Here is a 26167-nt window from a genome sequence, read left to right as displayed (position 1 = left end):
GCCACTCATACCTGGCCCTGGGACTGCGTCGTTTTGGCCGCGGGCCCGAGTTCCTTGGCCGCTTCGGCGACCGGTGCGGTTTCGGGCGTGACCAGCCCGGCCTGGATCTCGAATTCGCGCAGCGCCTGGTCCGCCAGGGCCTTTTCCATCGCCTGCTCGCGCTCGACCTCGACGACGCCCTCGCTCGACAGGTCGGCCGCCACGCGGGCCTTCGCACGGTTCAGGCTGATCTTCTCCTGGATGACCTGCTCGATCTGCCCGAAGTCCGTCGTCACGTCGAAGTTGAAATCGCGCGCGAGCTTGGCCATCTCGGCCTCGGCCCGGCTCATCTTCAGCTCGGCGTCGTATTTCTGGATCTTCTCGCGCACCCGGGCCAGCTTGCCGCTGGCGTGCTTGATCTTGGTCAGATTGTTGTTGTACGACTGCTCGTGGAGCTTGAGCTGCTCCTGGTTCTCGCTGTACTGCTGCTTCGCCTTCTGGAGCTCCAGGGCAAACCTGGCCGCCGTCTCGCGGTCGCCCGCCTGCAGGTAGGCCTTGATCTTGGCCTCCAGGCTGGCGACGTGCTGTTGATCGTTCGCCACCTGCCGGGAAACGCGCTCCACCAGCGCGCGGTACTGCTCGAGCCCCTCGCGCCCCTCCTTGAGCTGCGCGACCGCCAGATCGTATTCATACTGCATCTGCGCGATCGGATCGGCCGTCCAAAATGCATTCGCGAGCTTGTTGAGCTGGGCCCGCAGCGAGCGCCACAGTTTGGCCAGAATCATCGTCCCACCGACCTTTCCCAAATACGCGGCCTGCCTCGTGCAGTCTCCCGGACGCAGGTCTGGTCCTCGAGTCGGCTGGAGCGGCGCCCGGACAATGCACCCTATATGCCACTGCGTCAGTCGCGTCAATTATACGAACGGAGCCATCTTGGAACGACCCGCCCCCCGGACCACGCGCCCGGACTACTGCGGCGCCGCCGGCTGGCACAGCTCTGGCGTGCAGGGCACTTCGTACCCCATCCAGGTGCCACCCTGGTCCGCACACTCCCAGATGGTCAGGTAGTCGTGGCAGACACCATCGATGCAGCAGGCCCCCGGCGGCGGGTCGAACGCGTAGAAGACCGCGTTGACCCAGTAATGACTGTGCTCGTCATCGCACGCGAACGGGGTGGTGAACTGCGGAGCGATCCAGATGTAGTCGATCGAGGTCGGTGCGGGCGGGGTCGCGAGAAACACCTCCTGGCAAGGTGCGCCCTCGGCGTAGTAGATCTCCAGGCCCGTGCAATCCTCCCCGTCGTCCCGGATGAACATGACTTGCACGTCGAACTCGGCCTGGACCGTGATGCCGTACAGGACCCGGTCGCCGGGCTCGACCTCGATGCGATACCAGTCCGTGTCGCGCAAGTTGCCGTCGTAGTAGCTCGTGCCGCACACGGTCTGGCCGTCGGAGATCAGACCGTAGGCCGGCGGATTCAGCCCACAGCCGCCATTCGTGTCTGTCCCGCACGGCTCACCCTCCTCGAGCGCGCCCGGCGGACAAGGGACAACGCACGGAGGCGGCGGGATCAGCAGGAGTTCATACGTGCCGCAAGCGCCGCCATAGCCATCCACGACGATGTAGTAGGTATGTCCGGCCTGGAGGAACACCCAGGATAGCTTGGATACAAACGCCGCCGGGTGCGACGCGGTGCTGCAAGCGTCATCGTTGCACGCAATCAGGTTCCCGGGACACTCACCCTCGTAGACATACAGCTTGGTGTCGTAGTCGGTTTCAGCCAGGCAAAGGGTGATATCCACGACGGTGTCCCACGCGGGCGCGTACCTGTAGACGACGTCCGGCGCGCCGGGCTGGTTGAAGGGGCAACTTTCGTCATAGTCGTCGGTATAGCCGCACGTGCTGCCCAGGTCCGTGTACGGCTCGCCCGTGATGATCTTCGCATTGGCGCACGTGTCGCCGGGCAGCACACAAGGATTGGGGTCACAATCCGTGCCGGGGCCGAGGAACGCCCCGGTCAGCCGGCTGTCTTGGACGAGCACCATGACGAACGGGTTGATATCGCTGAAATTTAGCGCGCCGTCGCGGTTGCAGTCGGCGTTCGCCCAGGCGCAATCCGGCGCGCTCCCCCCGGACAGCAAATTGACAAACGGGTTGACGTCGGCGAGATCGACGTCGTCATCGCAGTTCACGTCACCCACGAGCGTGGCGCACCTCTCCGCTGGAAGCACACGACACTCACCATCGCTGTAGCAGCAGGCTCCGGAGTCCCCGCGCACGTCGGAGTCCGCCGGTGCTGCGCCGAGCACCAGTCCGACCACCATCCCACTGAGCGCGACGTGGTTGCGCGACATGCTGACACCTCCTTCGCCTGGTGGAACCGCCCGCGAAGATCGCGCCATGCGAACTGTGAGGTGACCGGCACATCCCGTCCACCCCGACGGGCCGTGAACCTCCGACGATGGTTTCAGTCTACCACTGGGCCCACGCGCGAACAAGCCGGTCGCGGTTCGGCGGCGGATTCCAACGGCTAGAGGCTCCGATCCAGCCGGCGGTACTGGATCGCCTCGGACAAGTGCGTCGACGTGATGTGCTCGGCGCCGGCCAAGTCCGCGATCGTGCGGGCCACACGCAGGACCTTGTCGTGCGCGCGGGCCGACAGGCCCAGCTCGCTGACCGCCCGACGCAACAGACGTTCGCCGTCGCCGTCGATCACGGCGTACTTGCGGAGCTGGCGCGAGGTCATGCGGCCGTTGGTTGTCGTGCTGCCCTGGCCGAAGCGGGCGCGCTGCACCGCGAGGGCCTGCTCGACCTGCCGGCGCAACGTCGCGCTGTCGGTGCCGGGCTGCGTGTCGCGCAAGGCGGAGATCGGGACCGCGGGCACCTCGACGTGGATGTCAATCCGCTCCAGCAGCGGGCCGGAAATGCGTGCCAGGTAGCGGTCGATCTGCGGCGCGGAGCATTTGCACGGTTTACGCGGGTCGGTGAAGTAACCGCATGGACAGGGATTCATCGCCGTCACCAGCAGGAAGTCGGCCGGGAAATCGGCGGCGCTGTGCGAGCGGGCGATGGTGACGGTGTGGTCCTCGATGACCTGCCGGAGCGATTCGAGCACGCTGCGGTTGAACTCGGGGAACTCGTCGAGGAACAGCACGCCATGGTGCGCGAGCGAGACCTCGCCGGCCGAGGGGATCGTGCCGCCGCCGACCAGCGCCGCGATGCTGATCGAATGGTGCGGCTGGCGGACGGGGCGCGTCGCAAGCAGACTGGTCTTGCCGGGCAGCTTGCCGGACGCGGAATAGATGCGCGTGGTTTCGAGCGACTCCTGCAGGGACAACGGCGGCAGCAGCGTGGGCAGGCGCTTGGCCAGCATCGTCTTGCCGGCGCCCGGCGGGCCGATCATCAGTACGTTATGTCTTCCCGCGGCGGCGACCAGCAGGGCGCGCTTCACGTGCTCCTGCCCACGCACGTCGGCGAAATCCACGTCGTATTGCGCGGCCCGCGCGAAGAGCGCATCGAGATCGACCGTCGTCGGTTCGAGCGGCAGCTCGCCCGCCAGCAGGCTGACCGCCTGCGCCAGCGAGTCGATGCCGTAGACCTCGACGCCATCCACGACCGCAGCCTCCTCCGCGTTCTCGCGCGGGATCAGCAGCCCGCGAAAGCCGTTGTCGCGGCACAGCAGCGCAATGGAAAGCGCCCCCTTGATGGCCCGCACCTGGCCGTCCAGGGCCAGCTCGCCGGCGATCAGATACTGCTCCGCCATCTCGCTGCGGAGCTGGTCGTCGGCCAGCAGCAAGCCAATGGCGATGGGCAGATCGAATGCCGGCCCCTCCTTGCGGATATCCGCCGGCGCGAGATTGACCGTCGTGCGGGTCTTGGGCAGCGCGTAGCCGGAGTTGGCGAGCGCGCTGCGGATGCGGTCGATGCTCTCTTTGACAGCCGAGTCCGGCAGGCCCACAAGCGCCGGCACACCAAAGCCATGCCCCGTGACGTCGACTTCAACCTCGCAAGGATGGGCCTCGATCCCCGCGAGGGCCATGCTGTGGATGCGGGCGAACATGGGCGGGATTGTACTGAGGGACGCGCGCGAACAGAAGCGGAGCAAACCGGTCCCTGTCCGAATCCGCGATGCACGTCCCAGTCCATGGTGACCCCAGGCGACGGTGGGCAGGGGAAGTTCTGGTCATGGAGCGATCGCCCCGTCAACCTGCAAGTTGCGCAAGCTCCCGACCCAGATTCGCACGCGCTGCAGCTTCGAAACATTCAGCACCCCACTCCGAATGGTAGATGCGTGCCCGTTGCAGGAGTCTCCGCAGGAACTGCGCCCGCCCCGCGCGATACCGGGCGTCGTCCACCTGGCCGTACTCCTCACGGATCGCCGCCACGTACGCATCATAGTTGTCCGGCAGGGATCCAAGGATGGCGAGATCGATGTCGGCGAGCAACGCCGCATCACCCGCGAGAACCGTGCCGTCGTGCCGCGTGGCGAGGATGAGTTGGGTCACCGCGCGCTCGTGCCGGACCGCGATGGGGCCCAGCCGCGTCAGGAACATCGCCGCGACGTCCGCACTCCGCGCCTCGTTGTCCGCCCGCCCCGGCACGTACACACTGTCGTGCAGGTACAGGGCGAATTCCACCCCCACAACGTTCCCCATCCGTGGCCGGGCCTCGTCGAGCCATGGCAGGCACGCGGCGACATGTTCGAGCGTGTGGTAGACGCGCGGGGGGTGCGCGTACAGCGCCGCGAGGATGTGCCAGAGCAGTTGCGCTGCGGACTGCACGGTGTCGCCGGCCGGCGCCTCAGTCTGCGCCAGAGCAGCGCACACGCGCTCCCAGCGCACCGCCAGGGCTGGCGCCGCCGGATCAGACATGTTCCCGATCCAGGTGCGCGAACACGCACGCCGGCACGTAGGCCTGCACCACGTCGCGCCAGCCAGCGGACCCGATCATCCCCCTCACCAGGCTGGAGCTGACCTCGGCCATTTCCCGCGGCGGCATCAGAAACACCGTCGTAACGCGGTCGGTCAGGTCGGCGTTCACGCTGCGCATGGCGCGCCCGTAGACATAGTCACTCTCGTTCCGAATGCCGCGCAGCACGAAACCCGCCCCGATGCGCTCCGCGTAGCGCACCAGGAACTCGTGCCCACAACTGCTGACCTCCACATTCGGCCACGGCCACGCGATCTCCGCCAACCACTGCAGCCGCAGTTCGCGCGGATAGGTCGCCGACTTGTCCGGGTTCACGCCCACGGCGACAACCAGGCGCTCGAAGAGCCGCGCGCACCCTGCTCAATCATCCACTGGTGCCCCAGCGTGGGCGGCTCGAAACTGCCGGCATACACCGCGAATTCGCGCATGGGAGCGATCCTGTACCCACTCACGCCAGCGGCGCGAGCACGACTCGCAGCGTCACAATCTGCTTCGGCGCCGCCGTCACAGTCACGGCCTTGCCGCGAACGGCCAGCTTCTGCTGCGGCTCTTCCAGCAGGTTCGTCGTGTGGGCGGCGCGGACATCGGCGATGAACTCGAGCCGTTGCCGCGCCGGCTCATCGAGCGGATTGAACGCCCGTACGATCACCGCCTGCCCGTCCTCGGAGGCCTTGCACGCCGTGATGATCAATGGCCCCGGCCCGCAGCGCAGCCACGATCCGGTGGCGGGTAACACCACCGCCTGCTTCGGCACCTGGCCCGCGACCAGCCGCTGTCGGACCACGTCGGTGTAGATGCACTCGATACCGGTGGCCAGGCGCTGCCCCAGCCGCAACAGCTCGGCGACCGGCAGCGGCCCCGCGTGCGGAAAGAGCCAGTACGTGTGCCGCGTGCGGCCGAGCATCTGCCCGCCGTCCTCGCCCGGCGTGCCCACGGTCCGCCGGAAGCCGCGGAACAGCGTGAGCGCGATGGGCCGCGCGGGCAGGTCGCGGACGGCCGACTCCGGCTGGCCGCTGCTGAGCACCGCGAACCCGCGCTGTCCGTCGTTGACCGCGGTGAAGGAATACTGCGGCTTGGTCTCGACTTCCGGCTCGTGGAGTTTGTACCAGTCCGGCCGCAGCGCCACGGGGCGCTCGACGACGTCGAACGCACTGTCGGCGAAGTACGTCTTCACACCCAGCCCCGTGGGAAACAGCACGCGCAGTCGGTGGTCGCGCACCGTGTTCTCGACCTCGGTGCGGATCTCCAGGTATGGCGCACCGGCGCGCAGCGTAAGCCAACTGGTGATCACCAGCGGCATCAGCGTGCTGCTGCGGCGCATGACTTTCTGATCGTGCTCGAAACGCGCCGGCACGTGCAGCGCGCTGCGCAGGCGGAATGTCGTCAATGCGAAGCCGTCGTGCACCAGCGCAATCTCCGCCTGGGTGCCGTGGCTCGTGAACCACTCGTCATTCACCGCGGTGCCGTGATACCAGCCATCGCCGATGTCCGCCCGGTCCTCGAAGGTCAGCAGCTCCGTGTAGGTCTGCCCCGACTTGCGGTGCAGCAGGTCGATGGTCCCGTTTGGCCGAATGCTTACGCGCAGGTGGTCGTTCTGCATCTGGTGATCGTCGAGCACCTGCGTGCCGGCGGAGCGCGTCTTCTCGGTGGTCGGCTTGCAGAGCAGCGTGGTCCAGCCGCGTGGCGGCAGTGACAACTGCGCGGCGACGCGGACCTGCTCGCTGACCGTCTCCTTGAACCCCGCGAGCCGGTCGTAAGTCTTCACATTGGCCTGCTTCACAACGTCCAGACGCTGGTACTCGACCTCGCGACCGTCCGCGTCATACAGCCGGAAACCCACGATCGGTTCATAGCCGAACCACTCCGAAAAGCGGTTCTTCGTGTCGGCCTTGAAATACAGCGGAAAATCCAGCACGCCGTCAGCCGGCTGATCGGTGGGATTGAAGATGGTCACCGTGAAGTCTTCGTCGCCCTTGATCTGCGGCAACCGCATCCGGTCGGTGAGCGCCCGCAGGCTGAAGTACAGGTTGCGGTCCGCGATCATCCGGCACTGGTCGAAGCGGTACAGCATGTCCTGGTGCACCTGGTCGATGCTGCATCCGCAGATGCTGTCATGAGGGTGATTCCGCAACAGGTACTTCCAGGCCAGCCGGAGGTAGCCGCGCGGGTACGCGCAGCCGGCCAGTTGCGCCAGCACGGCGAAGGGCTCGAGCCAGTGCAGCAGGCGGTGTTCACACGCGGCGTTGTGTTGCTTGAGGTAGATGCGGCTGCTCGCCACGCCCGGGATCACGTTGCCGTTCTTTTCCGCGGTTTCCCTCAGTTCGCCGCGAAAGACCTTCAGCTTCAGGTTCTGGCGGCGCACCTCGGCAAAATACTCCGCCAGGGTCGTGTGCCTCACCGGCAAACCCGCCGCCCGCGCCCGCCGAATGAGCTCGGGCGTCGCCGGCTCGGCGGGCATGTGATCAAGCCCGTCGAAGAGGAGAAGGGCGCGACCGGGAACGCGCGGCTGCTCGATCTCGAAGACCTGGCGCAGGCCCGCGAGCGCCTTGGCGTAATCAAACTTGCCCGCCGGCGTGTGCGACTTCATCCGCACGACGAAGTAGTACTGGCCGTAGCCGACATCCTCGAACACGTAGGTCAGGACTTCGCTGCCGTCGGCGGCCTGCCAGCGAAACAGCCCGGGGTGCGTGGGGTAGTTCGTCCCCCGCCAGACCGCCGCCGTATCGATCCCGCACCCACGGAAGAGCTGCGGCAACTGCGAGTTGTGGCCGAACGTGTCGCAGACGAAGCCGACCTTCATCACGCCGCCGAACTCAGCCGCGAGCTGGTGGCCGCGCAGCAGGTTGCGGATGAGCGCCTCGCCGCAGGGCAGAAACTCATCCGGCTGCACGTACCACGGGCCGACCTGGATGCGTCCGGCGCGGATCAGCGCCTCCAGCCGGGCGCGGTTTTCCGGCTTGATCTCCAGGTAGTCCTCCAGCACGACGGTCTGACCGTCGAACTGGAAATAGGGAAACCGCGCGTCGCGCTCCATCAGGTCGAGCAGCGCGTCGATGACGTCCACCAGCCGGCTGCGGTAGTACTGGAACGGCTCGTACCACTCGCGGTCCCAGTGTGAACTGACCACGAGGCAGCCCGTGGGCGCGCAACGACGCGCGCCCGCACCCGGCGCCCGTCGGCGGCTGGGGGACGGTTGTGATGTCATGCACTAATCCTCCGCGCGCTAATGCCCGCGTGATGCGCGGACGCAGGCGTCGCGCCATGCGATCCGCGCCCGAGTGCGACAAGACCACGTCCCGGCAGACCTCAGCGGCGGGTTCCCTCGGAGGTGCGCTTGATCTTGCGCGGGGTCGGCGTATCCGTCGTGGGGGCGCGCTCCACGGCCGGGGCGCGCCGCGCCTCCCCTTTCCGCCCACTGATCGAAGACGCAGGCAACTTCACGCGGTACGGGCGCTCCGTCGCCGCGACTTCGCTCCGCGGGCGCTCCTGCCCGGGTTCGCGGGACACGCGCTCGGTTCCGGGCCGCGGGGCCGTACGACCGCGTTCACCCGTCGGGCGCTGCGCATCCGCCTCCCAGGTGGCGCGCTGCCGGCGCAGGTCACGCAGCCCGTCCACGTTGCGGGTGATCGTCGTCCGGCGACCTTCATCCAGCGTACGGAATCGATACCGCGCGTCGTCGGAGCGCAGCTCGCGCACCGACCGGCCCACGATCAACGTGCGGCGCTCGGCCTCCGGCACGCGGCGGACCCGTTCAAGCTGGACCCGGTACGTGCGCGGCGGCCGTTCCGCGACCACCACCCGCCGACGCTCATACGTGCGACGCAGTCCGTCGAGCCAGGTCCCATTGTCGCGATACCGCCAGGCATACGTCACGTAGATCGGGTCATAGCAGCCGCGCCGAACTTCAAACCAGGGTTGAATCCCGCGCCGCACGTAGTCGGGCGCGTAATAGTCCCCGAAGTAGTAGTGAACGTAACTCGGCCGTGTAAAGAGATGGACCGTGAAGATGTCGGTGCTGATGACGATCTGCGGGACATAGTGGATGCGCCGGTGGAAGAACAGCGGCCGCGCGACGCGCACGGGCGCAAACAGCAAGCCACGACGCTCGACCACGAAATCCCAATGGCCATCCACGAACACGACCCCACCGGGCGACCAGACATAACGGGCCGGGATCCACACCCAGTCCGGACGGGCCCGGAGCCAATACCCCGGCCGCCAGAAGTAGCCATCACGGCGCTCGACGCGGACCGTCGGCGGGGCCACCCACTCATAGTTCGCCTCGAAGTACCATGACCCGGGTACCCAGATGTAGTCGGGGCTCGGCGGCGGACCCACCGGACCCTCGTCCAGATTCTTCGGCGGCCGCGGCAGATACTCCAGTTCGCGATCCTCGTCGGTGGACCAGAATCCCGGCACCCAGCGATAGCCCTCCCGCGTGGCGGTCCAGTGTCCGGGCACCCAGTCGGCGTCAGGCGGCGGAACCCGCCAGACGCCGCTGATCCAAATGTACTCGTTCTCTTCGTCATCCCAGGCCCAGTAGCCGGGAATCCACTCGGCGTCGCCGTCGGTAAACTCCGGGGCTTCGTCGGGCACGCCCTCGTCGAGGGGGTCGGGCGGGGCGTGTGGAGCGAGCAGGCCGGCCTCGGGGTCGAGATTCACCGGGCTGGCGAAAGCTTCGTGGACGGGCCCGCGCGTCAACACCTCGACGCCGGATTGCTGCATGGCGTCAGTTTGCGCTGGGCGCCGGCGTACCGGGAACGGGGCCCACTGTGCGGACGCGGGGGTGAGCGTGAACAAACCGGGGAGCAGGTCCACGCTCATGAGGATGAACGCGGTCAGCGTGATGCGGAAGAGCGCCTTCATGATCGAGTCTCCATGGTGGTGACGTGTCTGCGAACAACACTTCCCCACTGCACCTTGCTCGACAACGGTGCCGGGCAGCTTCGTGATTATCGTAGGCGCTGTCAGCACCGGCACGCAACACCAACCTGATGCGCGGCCCGTCACGCCGGTTACCGTCTGCGGTCACCTCGCCGGCGTGAACGCCCCCACGCGCGATCGGCCCTGACAAGTTCGCCCTCCGCGGTGTACACTCGATCCCGTGTGACGATCGCAGCGAGCCCGCGACATGAGGGCAGCCGAGAATATGAGAAACCACCCGTCGAGCCACGTCATCCCGATCGTGCAGGCCGTTCTGAGTGTCAGTGTCGCCGGTTTCGCCGCGGTGGCCGCCGGCCAGCCGGCAAGCGCCCCCGCCACCCAGGCCGTCGCCGACCAGTGGGCGCAGCACTACCGCGACCGGGTCGCGCAGTTCGAGCGGGAGAACGTACCGCCGCAGAACGTCGTGCTCGTCGGCTCATCGCACGTCGAGGGCTTCGACGCCAGCCTGCTGGCGCCGCGCTGGCACGTCATCAACCGCGGCATCGCGGCCGACCGCATCGGGATCGGCGCGCGCGGCATCCTGCACCGCCTGGATTGCTCCGTGTTCGACTGCCAGCCCGGCGTGATCGTGCTCGAAAACGGCGTGAACGACCTGGGCGAGCTCTGGCGGCACGGCACGCCGTCCCTGGACGAAATCGAGACCTGCTATCGCGAGGTGGTACGGCGCATCCGCACGCGTCTACCCGACGTCCCGCTGCTCATCGCCGATCTGTTCCCGACGCGCGACCGCTACGCCGACCTGGTCCCCTTGATCGTCGACCTGAACGACCGGTTGCGACAGATCGCCGCTGATTGCGGCTGCACGTTCGTGGCGGCGTACCCCGGCCTGGCGGACACGCAGGGCCTGCTGCGCGCCGAGTACTCCCGCGACGGCCTGCACCTGAGCGACGCCGGCTACCGCGTGTGGGCGGGACTGCTCGACGAGGCGCTGACCAGCGCCACGACCCGCGGGACGGTTCTCAATGCGGCGGAAGCAACGCAGGAATCGGACTCGAAACTGCTCTGGTACAACGCGCAGCAGTTGGCCATCGAAGGCAAGGGTTGGGCCGACACCGAAGCGTTCTACGAGCGACTCCCCGCCCGCGCCAGGGCGCACGTCACCGAGGCGGTCTGGACGCTGAGCAAGCGCACCGCCGGATTGGCCGTACGCTTCGCAACCGATTCGGGGACCATCGCGGCCGTCTGGGACGGCGGCACGGCCATGAACCACATGGCGGCCACCGGCAACAGCGGGCTCGATCTGTATGCCCGGCGCGAAGGCCGCTGGGTCTTCCGCGGCGTCGGGCGACCGCAGCCGCAGCGCACGACCGCCACGCTTGTGAGCGGCCGGCCCGGCGAGCTGACTGAGTATCTGCTGTATCTGCCGCTCTACAGCCCGGTGAAAGAGCTGCTCATCGGCATCGACCCGGGCGCCCGCCTGGTCCGGCCGCCGGCGCCGCGCACCCAGCCGATCGTCTTTTACGGCACGTCCATCACGCAGGGCGGCTGCGCTTCGCGGGCCGGCATGTGCCACACCGCGATCCTGGGGCGTTGGCTCGACCGCGCGGTGATCAACCTCGGCTTCTCCGGTGCGGGCAAGATGGAGCCGGAGATGGCCACCCTGCTGGGCGAGCTCGACGCGGCGCTGTTCGTGCTGGAGTGCCTGCCGAACATGACCACGGACATGGTCCGCGAGCGCGTGCGGCCGTTCGTGCGGGCCCTGCGGGCGGCCCGGCCGACCACCCCGATCCTGCTGGTGGAAAGCCCGCTCGGCGTGCCCGACAACCCCGGCAACCGCGCCCTGCGGGAGGCGTACGCCGACCTGCTCCAGGAGGGCGTGAGCCGACTCCACTACCTGCCGGGCGACACCCAGCTTGCCGGCCCGGAGAATGGCACGGTCGACGGCGTGCACCCGACGGATCTGGGCTTCCACCGCATGGCCATGGCCTACGAGCCGATTCTGCGGGCGGTTCTCGCGTCACATCCTTGAGCGCGGCGGCCCGGCCGGCGGCGCTGCGCGGTCCAGCATCTCACGGACTCTCTGCAGCAGTTGCCGCCGGCTGTACGGCTTCTCCAGGAAGTCAACGCTCTCATCCAGTACGCCGTGGTGCGCGATGACGTTTGACGTGTAGCCCGACACGAACAGCGTGCGGACGCCGGGGCGCACGCCCGTCAGGGCCTCGGCGAGTTGCCGGCCGTTCATGTCCGGCATGATTACGTCGGTGATCAGGAGCGCGAGCGGGCCGACGTGCGCGGCCGCCAGCTCCAGCGCGTGGGCCGCGTCCGGCGCCACCAGCACCTGGTACCCTGCGCCCGCCAGCATGCGGGCGGTCATCTCGCGGACCGCGGGATCGTCTTCGCAAATCATGAGCGTCTCGGTCCCGCCCGGTGGCGCGGACTCGGCCCGGGCCGGCTTCGCGAGCGTGACGGGTTCATGGACGGCGGGCAGGTGGACCTTGAACGTCGTGCCCTTGCCGCGTTCGCTGTAGACGCTCACGTGACCGCCGGCCTGTTTCACGATGCCATAAACGGTCGACAGTCCCAACCCCGTGCCCTGGCCCTTCGGCTTGGTGGTGAAGAACGGCTCGAAGATGCGTTCCAGCGTCGCGGGGTCCATGCCGTGGCCCGTGTCGCTCACGGCCAGGACGACATGTTCGCCCGGCTGCGCCCCCGGATGCAGCGCCGCATACGCCTCGTCCAGCACGACATTGCCGGTCTCCAGCGTCAGGCGCCCGCCGTTCGGCATCGCGTCGCGGGCATTGACCACGAGGTTGACGATCACCTGCTCCAACTGCCCGGCGTCGGCCCGCGTGGCCGCCAGGTCCGGCGCCAGGATCTGCTTCAGCGTGATGTTCTCCGTGAGCAGTCGCCGCAACATCTTCTCCAGGTCGCGCAGCGTCGCGTTGAGGTTCAACACCTCGGGCCGGATGACCTGCCGCCGGCTAAAGGCCAGCAACTGGCGCGTCAGGGCCGAGGCGCGGTGGGCACTGCGCTCGATCTGGTGCATGCCGTCCAGCAGGTTGCGCGCGGTGGGGTATTGGGTCTTGAGCGCCTGGACCGCGAGATCGAGCTGGCCGAAGACTGCGGTCAGGATGTTGTTGAAATCGTGCGCAACGCCACCGGCGAGCTGGCCGACGGCTTCCATCTTCTGCGCCTGGCGGAGCTGGACTTCGAGCCGGGCGCGCTCCTCCGCCGCCGCCTTCAGCTCCGTGACGTCGCGGCTCACGGCGAAGATCAATTCCTGTTCCATCAGCGGATACGAGTTCCACGACAACCAGCGGTACGCGCCGTCCTTGCAGCGATAGCGATTCTCGAACGAGCGCACTTCCAGCCCCCGCCGCAGGCGCTCGCCGGCCGCGATGGTGGCGGGCACGTCTGCGGGGTGCACGAACTCCAGCCAGGGCGACTTCGTCAGTTCTTCCGCGCTCCAGCCCAGCGCGCGTGTCCACGCCGGATTCACCTGCCGGAGGCGCCCGTCAAACCCGGCGACGCAGAGCAGGTCGATCGAGGAGTTGAACAACCGGTCGCGTTCATCCTCGGCCCGCTTCAGGTCCGCGATGAAGCGCGCCTGCTGCACGTTCTGGTAGGCCTTGATCGACAACTGGTTCGACAGGACCGACAACGTGTGGGCAACCTTGCGGAACTGGGCCGCCGACATCACCGGCACTTCGAGCAGGGCCCGGCGGAATTCCTCCGGATCGGCGTCGAGCTCCCGGGCGTACTGACTGATGCGCTCCAGGTCAAGCGATTCATCGCGCACCTGGCCGATCAGCCAGTTGGCGATGTGCTTGCCGCCGACGGTGATGCTGGCGCCGGCACCCCACAGGCCGGCGCTGAGGCACGGTCGCACCACCAGGCCTGCTGCGCTCACGCGCCCGAGTTCCGCGTCGGACTGCGCGCACCGCTGACGTCCCTTGGGGCTTTTGCGGACAAACTCCGCGCACAGGCGACAGAACCCGCTCGGACGCGTGAGCGGCACGCCGTCCGGGTCGGTGATCAGGGCCGCGACGCCGCTGGATTCGGCAAACGCGTCCTGGATCTTCTGGATCTCCGCGAGGTCGAACAGATCGGAGAACTGCAGCGTCGTGGTGTCGTCCAGCGGCCGTGTCATCGCGACAATCCGGCTCTGCAGCGCCTGCTCGGCGCGTTTGCGCTCGGTGATATCCATGAGCGTGAACACCGAACCGGCGCTCGCGTCCTCGCGCCGCAGGGGCGCCCCGCTGACCATGACGTGCACGGCGCTGCCGTCCTTGCGTCGCAGGCGGTGTTCCGTCTGGATGATGTCCTGCTGCTGCGCCTGCTGCTGGAACGTCCGGCCGGCGAGCTCATACTCCTCTGCGGTGAAATAGAGGTGGCGCATGTCCCGGCCGATGACCTCAGCGGGGCGGTAGCCCAGGATCCTGACGATGCAGTCGTTGACAGACCGAATGTGCCGATCGGAGTCCACGATGCCGATCGCGACCGGGGCGGCCCGGAAGATGCTCTGCAACATGGCCTCGCTATCGCGCAGGGCCGCCTCGCTGCGCCGCCGCTCCGCGCTCTCCACACACAGGGACACCAGGGTGGCCAGCGTCGCCGCGAGGCGCTCATCATCCGGTGACCACTGGCGCGGGGCACCTACCTGCTCAAAGCTGACCAGGCCGCCGAGGCGGCCGTGCAGCCACACGGGGGCGTCCACGAGCGAGGCGATGTCGTGGGCATCCCAGTAGGTCGCAGGAATGTCGCGGGTGCGCGGGTCGCTGCGCACGTCCGTGGCCGCGATCACCTGGCCCTTGCGGTGGCTGGCCGTGTACGTCGGGAAATCCGCGCTGCGCAGCGTCTCGCCGCGGGCATGCTGGCCGCTGCGGCGCTGAAACGCGTCCACGCAGCGGATCGTCCGGTACTCGTCTTCGTACCACCACACGCTGACGCGCTCCGTCTGGAGCAGCTCCGCGCCGGCCGCCGTGATCTCGGCCAGCGCCGCCGCGAGCTCGCCGCCAAACAGCGCGCCGTCCATCATCAGTCGCAGCAGCACCTCGGTCTGCCGGCGCAGCTCGGCCTCGCGGCGGCGCTGCTGCTCCTCGGCCTGCTTGCGCTCCGTGATGTCGAAGAAGATCGTCGCAAAACGATCCCCCTCGAGGGGCGCGATGGAAATCGCAAAGTGCCTCGCCAGCGACGCGAAATACGTCTCGAGACCGGCCGGCTGGCGCGCCTCGACCGCGCCCGCGAACTCGCGCAGGTACGGCGGCTCCGGCGTCCCGTAGGCTTCCCGCGCCAGCTTTCCGACCACGCGCTCAGCCGAAAGCCCGGTGACCTGCTCGTAGCGCGGGTTCACTTCGAGCAAGCGGTAGTCAACCGGAATCCCGTGCTCGTTGCGAACCAATTCGTGCAGGGCCACGCCCTCCGCCATGCTGGCGTACAGCGAACGGAACCGCGCTTCGCTGGCGCGCGACTCCTCCTCCGCCCGCGTGCGCTGTACGCTGCGCCACATGCCGCTCATCAGCAGCGTCAGTTGCCGCACGTCGGATTCGTCGTAGTCCGTGTCCTTGTTGCCCACCCCGGCTACGATGACGATGCGCTCCCCGTCGAAGACCGGTACGTTCATGTGCCGGCGCAGGGTCACGTGCCCCGCCGGCGTACCCTTCTTCCACGGGCTGGGGGCCGCGTAGTTGTTGGTGATGATGGAGCGGCGCTGGCGCACGGCTTCACCCCACAGCCCGGTCGTCTGGAGCGGGTATTCGACCGGCCGGTTCTGGACCGCGCACTCCGCCATGGCGGTCTTGGACCACGCGAACATGGTGAGGACGCTTTCGTCCTCGTTGACGAAGGCGATGTAGCCCAGGCGGCTGCGCGTGAGCCGCACCGCCTGTTCCATCGCGAATTCGGCAATGTCCGCCAGCGTGGCGTCCGTCTTCTGGTTCAGTTCGAGCAGCGCTTCCAGCCGCGACTCGTTCAGCTGCAGCGCTTCCTCGACGCGCTTTCGCTCGGTCAGGTCGGTGTGCGTGCCGACGACGCGCAGGGGCTGGCCCTCCGGCGTGTAGCTCACCACCTTGCCCCGGTCCAGGATCCACTTCCAACTGCCGTCCTTGCAGCGCATCCGGTATTCGCTCATGTACGTCGTGGCCTGCCCGGACAGGTGCCTGTGCAGGTCGGCCAGGGCTCGCGCCCGGTCGTCCGGGTGCAGGGCCTGCTCCCACCACGCCATCGTCACGTTGATCTCGTGCTCGGCATAACCCAACATCGCCTTCCACTGCCGGGAGCAGATGATCGCGCCGGTCTGTGGGTTCCAGTCCCACACGCCGTCGCCGGCCCCCTCGAGCGCGAACTGCCAGCGCTCCTCGCTGGCCCGCAACGACTCCTGGATCTGGGCAGCCAGGATGACTTGCGAGGCCGTCGCGGCCACCGAGGCGAGCAGGCGGTCATCTTCCGCGCTGAGCGGATGACGGGAGAACAGCGCCAGCACGCCGATCGGCTCCTGGTCGGCCGACAGCAGGCGGTAGCCCGCGAACGACGCCAGCCCAAGCTGCCTGGCCCACTCGCGATCATGAACCCGCGGGTCTTCCGCCACCGTGTTGGTGAGGAACGACGGCTCGTCGCCGGACGCGATCCGGCCGATCTTGTAACAGCCAAACGGAACGCGTCGATGCATCGCGCCATCCAGGTGCGTGTAGCGTCCGGAACTCGCGACCAGGTGCAGACAACGCTCCCGCCGCCGGCACACGTGCGGCCCCTCGGCAACACCGGCATGAACACAGTCGGTGGCGCATCGATCGCCGGGCAAACTCAACCAGATGCGCGCGAAGTCGGCATCGAAGAGCCGGACGACGCCGTCCGTGACATGCCGCAACTTCGCACTCAGGTCGCCCTCACCAAGCAAATCCTCCTTCAGCCGATTGAGGCCCTGAACGAGATCCTCCCCCCGCTTGCGCTCGGAGATGTCAATCCCCATGCCCATCACGCACGGCCGGCCGTCCCGGATCGTGCGCAGGCTGTGGCAGTAGTAGGGGGTGGCGTATCCGTCCTTGGACACGACCACCACTTCCGCCACCGCCCAACCCTGCGAAAAGACGTCCTGCACGCGCTGGGTAACCAGTTCGCGGCAGTCCGGATGCAGTAGGTCGAGGATTGTGCGCTCGGCGATCTCTTCCGCCGTGTACCCGGTCAGCGTCTCCAGCTTCCGGTTCCACTTCAACATCCGGCCCTGCGCGTCGAACACGAAGAACACACCGGGCATGGCCTCCAGCGCCGACTCCGAGAAATACCGTTCCTGTTGGGCTGCCTCCTCGGCCTGCTTCCGCGCGGTGATGTCCTCGTAGAAGCCGAGCACGCCGCCGGGCTGCCCGTCCGGATCTAGCAGCGGCACTCTCGTCGTCTCGACCCACAGCTCGGTCCCGTCCACCCGCTGCAGCCGCTCGACGATCCCCCGGCGTGGCTGGCGACTTTCCATGACCGCCCGATCTTCGGCCCGGTACCCCTCCGCCACGACCCGCGGCCGCCACAGGTCGAAGTCGGTCTTCCCGACCACCTCGGCGGCGCAGCGTAGCCCGGCGTCGCGTGCAAACGCGTCGTTGCAGCCGCGGTAAACGCCGTCGCGGTCTTTCCAGAAGACGGGATGCGGCACGAGTGCGAGGAGCTGCTCCACGCTCGGCTGCCAGCTCGCGCCCGGACCCGACGGTTCCATGCCGTGGGTCGCGGACCGGCTTGCGCATTCCGGGGGCGCGTGAGTCCGAATGTTGCCATCGGGCTCCATGATCACACCTCACTCGACACCAGCGCCGACAACTCGAGCGCTATCAACACCCTGCCGACTAGCGCTGCAAGACGACGCGTGGCACGCGCACGACATGCCTTGGCGCCGCGCAGCCTCCGTTGCCGCGCGCCACCCAGTGATCCTATAAGTATAAATGGCGGGGCCCCTGGAGAAAACGCGCAAGAACTGCGCGTTTCCGCCACGCACGGCGGTCCGCGCTCCAGGAACCGAAGCGGTACGCAGCGTGGCGCGCCGGAGGCGCCCCCCTACACGCCGATGCCGCACCTACGGTTCAAGCTGGATCTGCACGTTCACGAACTCAAAGTCGTCGAGATCGCCGGCACAAGTTGTGCTGCGCAGCTCCAACGTATTCACGCCGACATGGAGCACGGCCGCGTCGAAAACCGCGGCAAACCGTCCGAAGCTGCCATTCGCCGGTGAGTTGCCAAGCCGCGCCACCTCGGTGCCGTTGATCCGGATCGGATGCGCACACTGCACGCCGCGCGTCATCATCGTCAGCCGGGCGCGGCGCAGTGCCGCGTCGCCGGGAATCTCGAAGGTCACTTCAAAGCGCCGCCCTTCGCTCGGCTTCTGGAACTGGCTGTTGATGCGCCCCTCGAACAGGTCATTTCCCAGGTGATGCACGTCCGGCACCGGCTCAAGCACGATCCGGTCGCGGGCCCGCGGCTCCAGCGCGAAATCGAGCACCATGTCGCCGGCCCGCAGCGCCGCCGACGCCACATTCTCCGTCTTCGGCAGCGCCTCGGGATGCGACGCCGTCAGCGCGAAGTGCGCCGGCATCTCCGGGAAAAACAGCTCGTACCGGCCGTCCGGGCCCGTGTACGCCGCCACCGGAATGCCGTCCGCCAGGTCCGCCCGCACCAGTGCCCCGGCCAGCGGCGCGCCCGTCGCCGCGCTGGTCACGCGCCCGCGCAAACCACCGCTCGAGTCGTCCGCGCGCCCCGCCGCTAGCATCGGCAAGAGCGTTCCGCTCGCTTCCAGCAGCAGCGTGCATAACGCCGTCTGGTACACCCGCCCTCCCACCGCCGCCTGTTTCCCGTCCGGCGGCCAGCTCCCCGCCGGCTTGCCGCGGCGCTCCTGGTGACGCAGCAGCTCCGCCGTCAGCGCCTCGTGCCAGCGCACCCACGGCTCGCCCTGCACGTGAAACAGAGCCAGCGTCGCGAAATGCCAGTAGTAAGCGTTCGGCTCCGGCTCCCACGTCGGCGGATAGTCCCGCAGAAACGCCAGCGCGCCGCGCGTCCGCGGATCATCCCGCGGCGTGCCCAGCGCAAGCTGAATGAAAAGCCCCTCGGCTGTCATCTCCGGCGACGGCGGATAGCCAGGTTGAAACGCATATACGCCCGGTGTCGTCGCATCCTCGACGCGCGCCAGCCAACGCCGGGCGAGCGCCAACGGCTCCGGCGGCACGTCTAGCCCCGCGAGTTGCGCGCTGTGCAAGGCCATAACCTGCCAGCCGATGATGGCGGTATCACCTGCGGCCTGGTCGGACGCGGCAGGAGCGGTGCGCAGCGCGGGCGTGTGGATGATGACTTGCATCGCGCGGCCGACTACGTCCTTCAGCTCCCCGTCGCCCGTAGCAGCCAGGGCTTCGGCCAGCGCCATCGTCGCGATGGCGTGACTGTACATGGTCTCCGAACCGCGCAGGTCGCCATCGGGTCGCTGCCCCGCCCGCAGCCACGCGACGGCATGCTGCACAGTGTCCCGGTGCGGACCGTCGCTGAGGTGCGTGTGCCCCGCGCCGAGAAACGCCAGCGTGCTCAAACCCGTGAGCGTGACGTTCATCGGGTGCGCGGTCATACCGCTGCAGCCGCCGCACTCCGCGTCGAACGAGGCCCCATCCCAGTGTCCGTCGGGACTCTGGTGCGCCGCAAGCCAGGTTAGCGCTGCGTCGATCGCCGACGCCGCCGACTCACCCGCGCTGGCCGGCGCTGCAACCTCGTCCGGCAGCCGCAAGGCAGGCACGGCGGCAACACCCGCGGGCAGGCGCGGCAATTCAGCCGGGGTTATCAACCGTGTTGTTGTGGACACGGCCGGCAAGCTCGACAAATCAGCAGCCAGGCGCGTGTCCTGCGCCGTGCTTCGCGGCGGCTGCGTCGTGGCAACGGCCACGCTCGGCGGCACGAGCGTCGACAAGTCCACGACCGGCGGCGCACGCGAGGCCGTGGGTACCGCAGTGACTGCCGGCGTGCGGAGCTGCGGTTCACGGTCCGCAATGCGCACCCCGGTGCCTGCGTCAGCAATGTCCGGAACACGTAGCCCGTCCAGCGCCGTCATTGCAGGTGGCGGCGGCGGCATGGCAAGTGGCCGAATCGCAACTTCAACACCGGTATCCCGAACACTGCTCGGGGTAATCGGGAGACTGGTCTGCTCCGAGACGTGGGCGCTCGGCACGGCAAGCTGCACCGCCGAATCGACCGGCGAAACTGCCAGCGGCGGCCCGTCCTGGAGCTGGTCGTTGTCCACCGGTGCCGCACGAACGTCGATCGCCGGCTCGGCGGCATGCTCGACCGACACGTCGCCCGGCAACGCCACGTCCAGAGATCTGGCCGCCGGCGTCTGCGGCGCAGCGCGTGGCACGGACACCGGTACGGTGTCCGTGGACGCCATGCGCACATCCCGGATCTCATTCGGCTGCGGCATGAATGTGACCGCGCTCCGCGCCGTGTCCAGTTGCGCCGGGTCATATGACGGCGTGACAATAATCCCGGGCTCCGCCGGTCGCTCCGCCGCAGCGGCGAACTGTGGCATCGTCAGATCGGTAAGCGCCCCGCGAATCTGCTCCGCCAGGGAATCACCCCCTACCGGCGACAACGCCACCCGAATCGCGCCGCGCCCACGAACCACGTCCACCACGGCCGCGGTCACCTGCCAGAAACTCAGCGCCAGCAGCAGACCCGCGTGCACCGCCAGCGACGCCAACAGGCAACGCGTGAGCAGGCTCACCCGGCGCCGCCGCGCATCGCGCCAGAGCGCCAATGGCAACAGCAGGAGCAGCAGGGCGAGCAGCGCCCACAGCAGGTTCGGTCCGATCGCACTCCAGAGGGCCGCCCAGTCGATCCCGCGTGCCGGCGTCGTCTCCGTCTCCACAAATACATCGCGCGACGCGGAATAGTACAAGTCGTACGCATTAGGGCGCGCGGGTTCGACGCGCTGCGGCGGTCGGTCCGAACTGAAGTACAAGCCAAAACCCAGCGCCGCCAGCCCGGGATCAAGCTCATTCGCCGCCGTGTTGAGCGCCGGACCCAGATTCTCCGGCGCCCTTAACACCCCACCCACGAGCCGCGCGCGGTACAGGTCAAACCCCCCGCGCCCACCCGGCCGATCCGACGCGAAATACACGAAATCCCCGCCCGGCGCCACGCACGGCGCGCCTTCGTTGAACGGCGTGTTCAGCCTATTGAGCGCCATCGCCGGCCCCGGCCCGGCATCCGTCATCGGGCAGCTATAGAGATCGTACGTCCGGCGATACAGGTCCTCGCGCACCGTCGCCGGCCAGGCATCCGGATCCGGCTGGCGCGTATCGCGCGGATCGGGTCGGTTCGACGCGAAGTACAACGTCGCGCCGTCGGGCGTCAGGGCCGGCCCATAGTCGTTGTATTCACTGTTGACCCGCGGACCCAGGTTCGTCGGCGACTGCCACGCTCCATCGACACACCGCGTCACCCAGATGTCGTATCCACCGCTCCCGCCCGGTCGATTGCTGTAGAAGTACAGTGCCCGCCCATCTCGCGATGGCTCCGGCCCGAGATCGTCGTACTCGCTGCAGACGCCGTCCAGCCGTGTCGGCTCGCCGAAACCACCGGGCGTCCGCGTCGCGATGTAGATGTCCGCGTTCTCGCCCGGCTTGCCGCGCACGAGATACAGCGTGTTCTCGTCCCAGCTCAGGCGCGGCTCATAGTCTTCGGCGGTCGTGTTGATCACCGCCGCTAGCTTCATCGGCGGTTGCCAGAGCACGTCGCGCTTTGTCGCACCCCGTACCGTCTCACGAATCGTAACGCCATCGGAATAGAAGGCCCGCGTCGTCGGCCGCGCCAGCCACCACGCCCCGGCTGCGATGGCGATCAGCACCACGACTCCGCCGCCGATCAGCACCCCCGCGGACGACCCGCCGCGCGGCCCGACATGCGCCGGGCCGTCCGCGCCCGCTCCCACGCTCCTCCGCGTCCTATTCCAGAACCGTATCAAGGTATGGCTCTTGAATCCCCGCCTGCTTGCAGATGTCCAGCACCGCGACCACGCGCCCATACGCCGCGTGCCGATCTCCACGCACCGTGACCTTCTGCTCGCGATTCGCCGCGACGGCGTCCTTCACAACCGTGTGCAGGTCCTCCGCGCTCGTCCGCCGGCCCGCCACGAAGATCGTCCCCTCCTGGTCCACGTTGATCACCAGCTCGCGCAGCACGGCACTGACCGGCCCGCCGGCTTGCGCGATCGGCAGCGCGATCTGCATCTCGCGCTCGACCTGGTGAAACGTCGTCGCCACAAGGAAGAAAATGAGCAGGTTGAAGACCATGTCGATCATGGGCATCATGTCGAGCGCCGGCCCCCCGTTCGCTTCCGCGGATCGAATCAACATGCCAACCTCACAAGGCGCCAGCCGGGAGCGCTTCAGTCTCCTGCACATCGGCCGCCGGCTCGACCCGCAGACTCGGCCGCGACTCGACCGCGCTGCCGCCAGTCAGCACTGTGCCCTCGATGAACTCGATGGTCAGCGCATCGATCTCGCCGATCAGCCGATCGATCTTCGCCGCCAGCGCGTGGTACGCAACAATCACCGGGATGGCGACAATCAACCCCGCCGCCGTCGTGATCAGCGCTTCGTAAATCCCCTGCGCCAGCAGCTCGGTGCGCCCCAGCGCCTCGGCCGCTGCCGCCACCGTCTGAAACGCCGTAATCATGCCGAAGATCGTCCCGAGCAGTCCCAGCAGCGGCGCGATCGACGCAATCACGGTCAGTGCCCGCAGGTACTTCCGCAGCTTCGCCACCGCGCGCTCACCCGCCTGCTCGATGTGCCGTTCGAGCAGCTCCATCGGCTCATGCAGGCGCGCGAGCGCCGCCGCGACAATGTCGCCCACCGGCGCGTTCGCACACCGGCAATACTCCAGCGCACCAGCCACGTTCCGATGCGGCCCGAATGCTGCCGCCACCCCCGCCCGAAAGCCTGGCGGAATGATGTTGCGGCGGCGCAGGCTCATGGCCCGCTCGACGATGATCGCCAGCGCCAGCAGCGAGCACAGGCCGATCGGGATCATCAGCACGCCGCCCTTGACGACGAAGTCCCACATCGACTCGATCGTGGCCCCACCCGTGCCGGCGGCTGGCGCCTGGGCCAACAATGCAAAACTCAGCAGGCTCAACATGACGACTCCACTGTCTTGCGGCCGCGCAAGGCATCAACGGCCGCGGCCCGGTAAACCCGTCGGCGTACTCGCGGCCAGGCGCTGCGCCGCCAGTTCGGCCCAGCGCGTCGCACCGTATTTCTCACGGACGGCCGTGAACTGCTGGCGGGCTGTCGCGACTTGCCCCAATTCCTCCAGGCAGCGCCCGGCCTCGTACAACGCGGCCGCGCTCCACTCGGCATAGCCATAGAGAATGTCCACCTTCAGGAATTCCGTGACGGCCTCCTGGAACTTCTTCTGCGCGTACAGACATTCGCCGATCTGAAATTGCGCACGGGCCGCGGTCGGCCCCTTGTGCCGCTCGACGATCGGGCGGTACGCCGCGAGCGCCTCGTCATGCCGGCCGAGGTTCTCCCGCGCCCATGCCACGCCAAACTGCGCCTGGTACCACTGCGAATCCGCGGGGAACTCGCGCAAGTGTTGAGTGAAGACTTCTTCGCTGCGCTGCCAACGCTGCAGGCCTGCCAGGCATTCCCCCAGGCGCAGCAGGCTCGGCCCGTACACGTCGTCCTTCTGGTGCCCCTCTACGACGCGCGTCAGGTGCTCGACTGCCGCTGGAAGCCGATTGAGCTTGAAGCAGACCTCTCCGCAGAAGAACTCCGCCGAGCCGGCCAAGGCATGCTGCGGTGCGCCCTTCAGCATCTCCTCCAATGCCGCGAGCACCTCCTCATTGCGGCCGGCTTCAAACGCACACGTGCCGATCCGGTACAGGGCCCGCGCCTGCGCATCCGCATTTAGCGCACCGAAATCACTCGCCGTCGCCCGCACCGGCTGCAGCAGCTTCAACGCCTCCTCACATTGCCCCTGCCCCGCGAGCAATTCGGCCAATTCCAACGCCGCATAGACCCGCTGTGACCCACCACCGTCCTTCAGCAGCGCCCGGTACGTCATCGCCGCCGCATCCGTCTGCCCCAGCTTGCGCTGGCACCAGGCTTTCTCATATTGCAGACCACTTTTTAATGACTCGTCCGATGCCCCACCGCTCTGCTCCACCTGCTCGATCAGCCTCAACGCCGCGGCCGGCTTGTCCTGGCGCGCCAGCGCCAGGGCGAGCTGCGCGCGGGCCACGCCCACCCGGTCGTTCGCGGGGAAGCGCTGTACAACCGCCGCCAGCGCCGCCTCCGCGTCCGCGTACTGCTCGGCCGCCAACAGCGCCTGCCCCTGCTGCAGCAGTGCGGCGGCGGCGGCGTCATCGTTCGGTGCTCTGCCAGCCGCACCCGCGAAACGTTCCGCCGCCGCCGTGAAGTCCTTCCGCTGCAACGCGATCGCGCCCAAGTGCGACAGCGCATAGGGCTTGAAATCGCCGGCCGCGTCGTCGGCCAGCACGCGCTCGAATGCCGTCGCTGCCTCGTCCGCGCGTCCCAGCGCCAGCAACGCCTGCCCGCGCTCGAACAGGGCCTGCACCCGGTACCCGCTCTCCGTGTGCTTCGCCAGCAGTTCGTCGAACGTCCCCAGCGCCGCCTCCGACGACCCCTGCCGCGCACGCGCCAGGCCCAGCTTGAGCAGCGCCTCATCTGCCGCCGGTGCGTCCGGCGTCGCCAGGTATTTCGCGAGCCACGTCTCCGCGGTCTTCCACTCGCCGCGTTGCAGACAACCGTCGCCGAGCAGCAGCAGGCTGTCGCGAAACTCCGGATGCTGTCCGATTTGCTCTGCCGCGCGCGTCAGCGGTGCCACGGCGTCCTCGAAGCGCCCCAGCCGATACAGCACGGTGCCCAGCCGGAACGTCGCCGCTGGCGCCTGCGGATCATCTGGATGCCCTTCCAGAAATCGCTGGTACGCCGTCGCGGCCTCCGCATCGTGTTTGCCAAGCAGCAGGCTTTCCGCTACGAGAAACTCCGCAGCGGCAGTTCGCGGATGCTTCGGAAAACGCTCCAGCAGCGACCGCGCCAACGCGGCACTCGGCGCGTAGCGCTCTTGCCGGCACTCCAGCGTCGCGAGCAAGTACAGTGCTTCGGGCGTCAACCCATGTTGCGCGTGTTGTGCGAGGAACTCCTCGATCGCGCGGGCGGCCGCCGCATCGTCGCCCAGCTGCGCCAGTGCCGCGGCCCGGTCGTACCGCATCTCCGCGACGAGTGGGCTCTGCGGATGCTTCTCCAGCGCCTCCGCCAACCGCTGCGCCGCAGCAGCCGCCGCACCCGAGCGCAGCTCCGCCTTGGCCAGCCAGTACGCCACCTGGTCAGCGGACTCTGCGCAGCGCGCCCCAACGTCCTTCAGCACCGCCAGTGCGTCTTGTGGCTGCTCCAACGCCAGTGCGGCCCGCGCTCGCAGGATGACGGCCGCACAGCGCAGCGGACTCTCCGGCACGTCCTTGAGCAGGCGCTCCAGCAGCGGCACGGCGTCCCGCGGGCTGTTCTTGCGCAGCGCGATCCCGGCCAGCGCAAGGTGCGCATCCGGCGCATACTGCCCCTTCTCGCGCTGCAGCACGACTTGATAGGCCCGCCCCGCCTCGTCGTCTGCGCCACGCCGTTCATGGCATTGTGCCAGCCGCAGTTCCGCCTGCTCGGCCAGCGGTCCCGCCGGCGCGGCGCGCAGCAATTCCGTAAGCCGCTCAGCCGCCGACGCCCACTCGCTCCGCCCCATCAGCGCCAGCGCCCGAAACAGCATGACGCGCTCGTGCGCCGCATGCGTCGGCCAACGCTCGATGAACACGGCCGCTTTCTGCTCCACCGCCTGGAACTTGTCGGCGCGATACAACGCCTCCACCAGCAGCGCCAGCGCGTCGGCCGCCAGCGCATGACTCGGCCGCGCCGTCAGCATTTCATCGAGTACCCGCGCCGCCGCGTCGAATTCGCCGCCGGCCAGCCGGCACTGGCCGAGCAGCACGGCCGCCTCGCCCGCGAATTCGAAATCACGCAGCGCCACCAGCGGCACCAGCTCCCGCGCCGCCGCCACCGGCTGCTCCATCCGGCACAAGCACACCGCCAGCCCGTACCGCGCCACCGGCGCCTTCGCATGGTCGCCATGCTCGTCCAAAAACTTGCGATACTCCACGGCGGCAAGCTCAGTCAGGCCACGATTCAGCAACCCATTCGCGCTGTAGTAGTCGCGTAACTCGCTCGCATCGCCCGCGCCCGGCCCGTCGGCGCGTCCAACCGCCGGCACCAGCGTCAACAGCGTCAGCAACCCTAGCGACGCGCGCAGCATCCCAGGGAACATGGTGATCCTCGTCCAGGCTCTGCCTATCACT

General features: G+C 68.1%; 12 protein-coding genes and 1 pseudogene. 1 reads left to right on the top strand and 12 read right to left on the bottom strand.

Features of this window, described 5'->3' with window-relative positions:
* Nucleotides 1-5: 5 nt before the first annotated feature.
* The 7 genes and pseudogenes from KA383_12260 to KA383_12230 form a co-directional block, all read right to left on the bottom strand.
* On the bottom strand, nucleotides 6-764 hold the full coding sequence (locus KA383_12260) for a PspA/IM30 family protein (protein MBP7746894.1): 759 nt from the start codon (nucleotides 762-764) through the stop codon (nucleotides 6-8).
* A 183-nt stretch (nucleotides 765-947) separates the two neighbouring features.
* Nucleotides 948-2333, bottom strand: coding sequence for a hypothetical protein (locus tag KA383_12255; GenBank protein ID MBP7746893.1), 1386 nt, complete (start codon nucleotides 2331-2333; stop codon nucleotides 948-950).
* A 176-nt stretch (nucleotides 2334-2509) separates the two neighbouring features.
* A complete protein-coding gene (locus tag KA383_12250; protein ID MBP7746892.1) occupies nucleotides 2510-4039 on the bottom strand; it encodes a YifB family Mg chelatase-like AAA ATPase in 1530 nt (509 codons plus the stop codon).
* Between the two features lie 142 nt (nucleotides 4040-4181).
* Entirely contained in the window at nucleotides 4182-4850 is a 669-nt protein-coding gene (locus KA383_12245) for a metal-dependent phosphohydrolase (protein MBP7746891.1), read from the bottom strand.
* Nucleotides 4843-5336 (bottom strand): annotated as a pseudogene (gene coaD, locus KA383_12240) (pantetheine-phosphate adenylyltransferase). Before coaD ends, KA383_12245 begins: the two are co-directional and overlap by 8 nt.
* Before the next feature lie 20 nt (nucleotides 5337-5356).
* Entirely contained in the window at nucleotides 5357-8113 is a 2757-nt protein-coding gene (locus KA383_12235) for a glycoside hydrolase family 38 (protein ID MBP7746890.1), read from the bottom strand.
* A gap of 101 nt (nucleotides 8114-8214) precedes the next feature.
* Nucleotides 8215-9774, bottom strand: coding sequence for a YXWGXW repeat-containing protein (locus tag KA383_12230; protein MBP7746889.1), 1560 nt, complete (start codon nucleotides 9772-9774; stop codon nucleotides 8215-8217).
* A 283-nt stretch (nucleotides 9775-10057) separates the two neighbouring features.
* Here KA383_12230 and KA383_12225 point away from each other — a divergent pair, with 283 nt between their 5' ends.
* Nucleotides 10058-11821: a hypothetical protein gene (locus tag KA383_12225; GenBank protein MBP7746888.1), complete on the top strand. Its 1764-nt coding sequence runs from the start codon at nucleotides 10058-10060 to the stop codon at nucleotides 11819-11821.
* Here the strand turns inward: KA383_12225 and KA383_12220 are convergent.
* From KA383_12220 to KA383_12200, 5 genes are all read right to left on the bottom strand, one after another.
* Nucleotides 11810-17491: a PAS domain S-box protein gene (locus KA383_12220; GenBank protein MBP7746887.1), complete on the bottom strand. Its 5682-nt coding sequence runs from the start codon at nucleotides 17489-17491 to the stop codon at nucleotides 11810-11812. The two genes, KA383_12225 and KA383_12220, sit on opposite strands and share 12 nt — an antisense overlap.
* A gap of 354 nt (nucleotides 17492-17845) precedes the next feature.
* Entirely contained in the window at nucleotides 17846-21733 is a 3888-nt protein-coding gene (locus tag KA383_12215; GenBank protein ID MBP7746886.1) for a PD40 domain-containing protein, read from the bottom strand.
* Between the two features lie 13 nt (nucleotides 21734-21746).
* Entirely contained in the window at nucleotides 21747-22157 is a 411-nt protein-coding gene (locus KA383_12210; GenBank protein MBP7746885.1) for a biopolymer transporter ExbD, read from the bottom strand.
* Between the two features lie 7 nt (nucleotides 22158-22164).
* Nucleotides 22165-22941 (bottom strand): MotA/TolQ/ExbB proton channel family protein, encoded by a 777-nt coding sequence (locus KA383_12205; GenBank protein ID MBP7746884.1) that lies wholly within the window; start codon nucleotides 22939-22941, stop codon nucleotides 22165-22167.
* Nucleotides 22942-22974: 33 nt separating this feature from the next.
* Nucleotides 22975-26136 carry a tetratricopeptide repeat protein gene (locus tag KA383_12200; GenBank protein ID MBP7746883.1) on the bottom strand — a complete coding sequence of 1054 codons (3162 nt, stop codon included), beginning with the start codon at nucleotides 26134-26136 and terminating at the stop codon, nucleotides 22975-22977.
* Between the last annotated feature and the right edge of the window lie 31 nt (nucleotides 26137-26167).

It is taken from the genome of Phycisphaerae bacterium, assembly GCA_017999985.1.
Classification (GTDB): Bacteria; Planctomycetota; Phycisphaerae; order UBA1845; family Fen-1342; genus JAGNKU01.
Note: the sequence above shows the minus strand (reverse complement) of the source record. Positions and strands in the feature narration are given on the sequence as shown.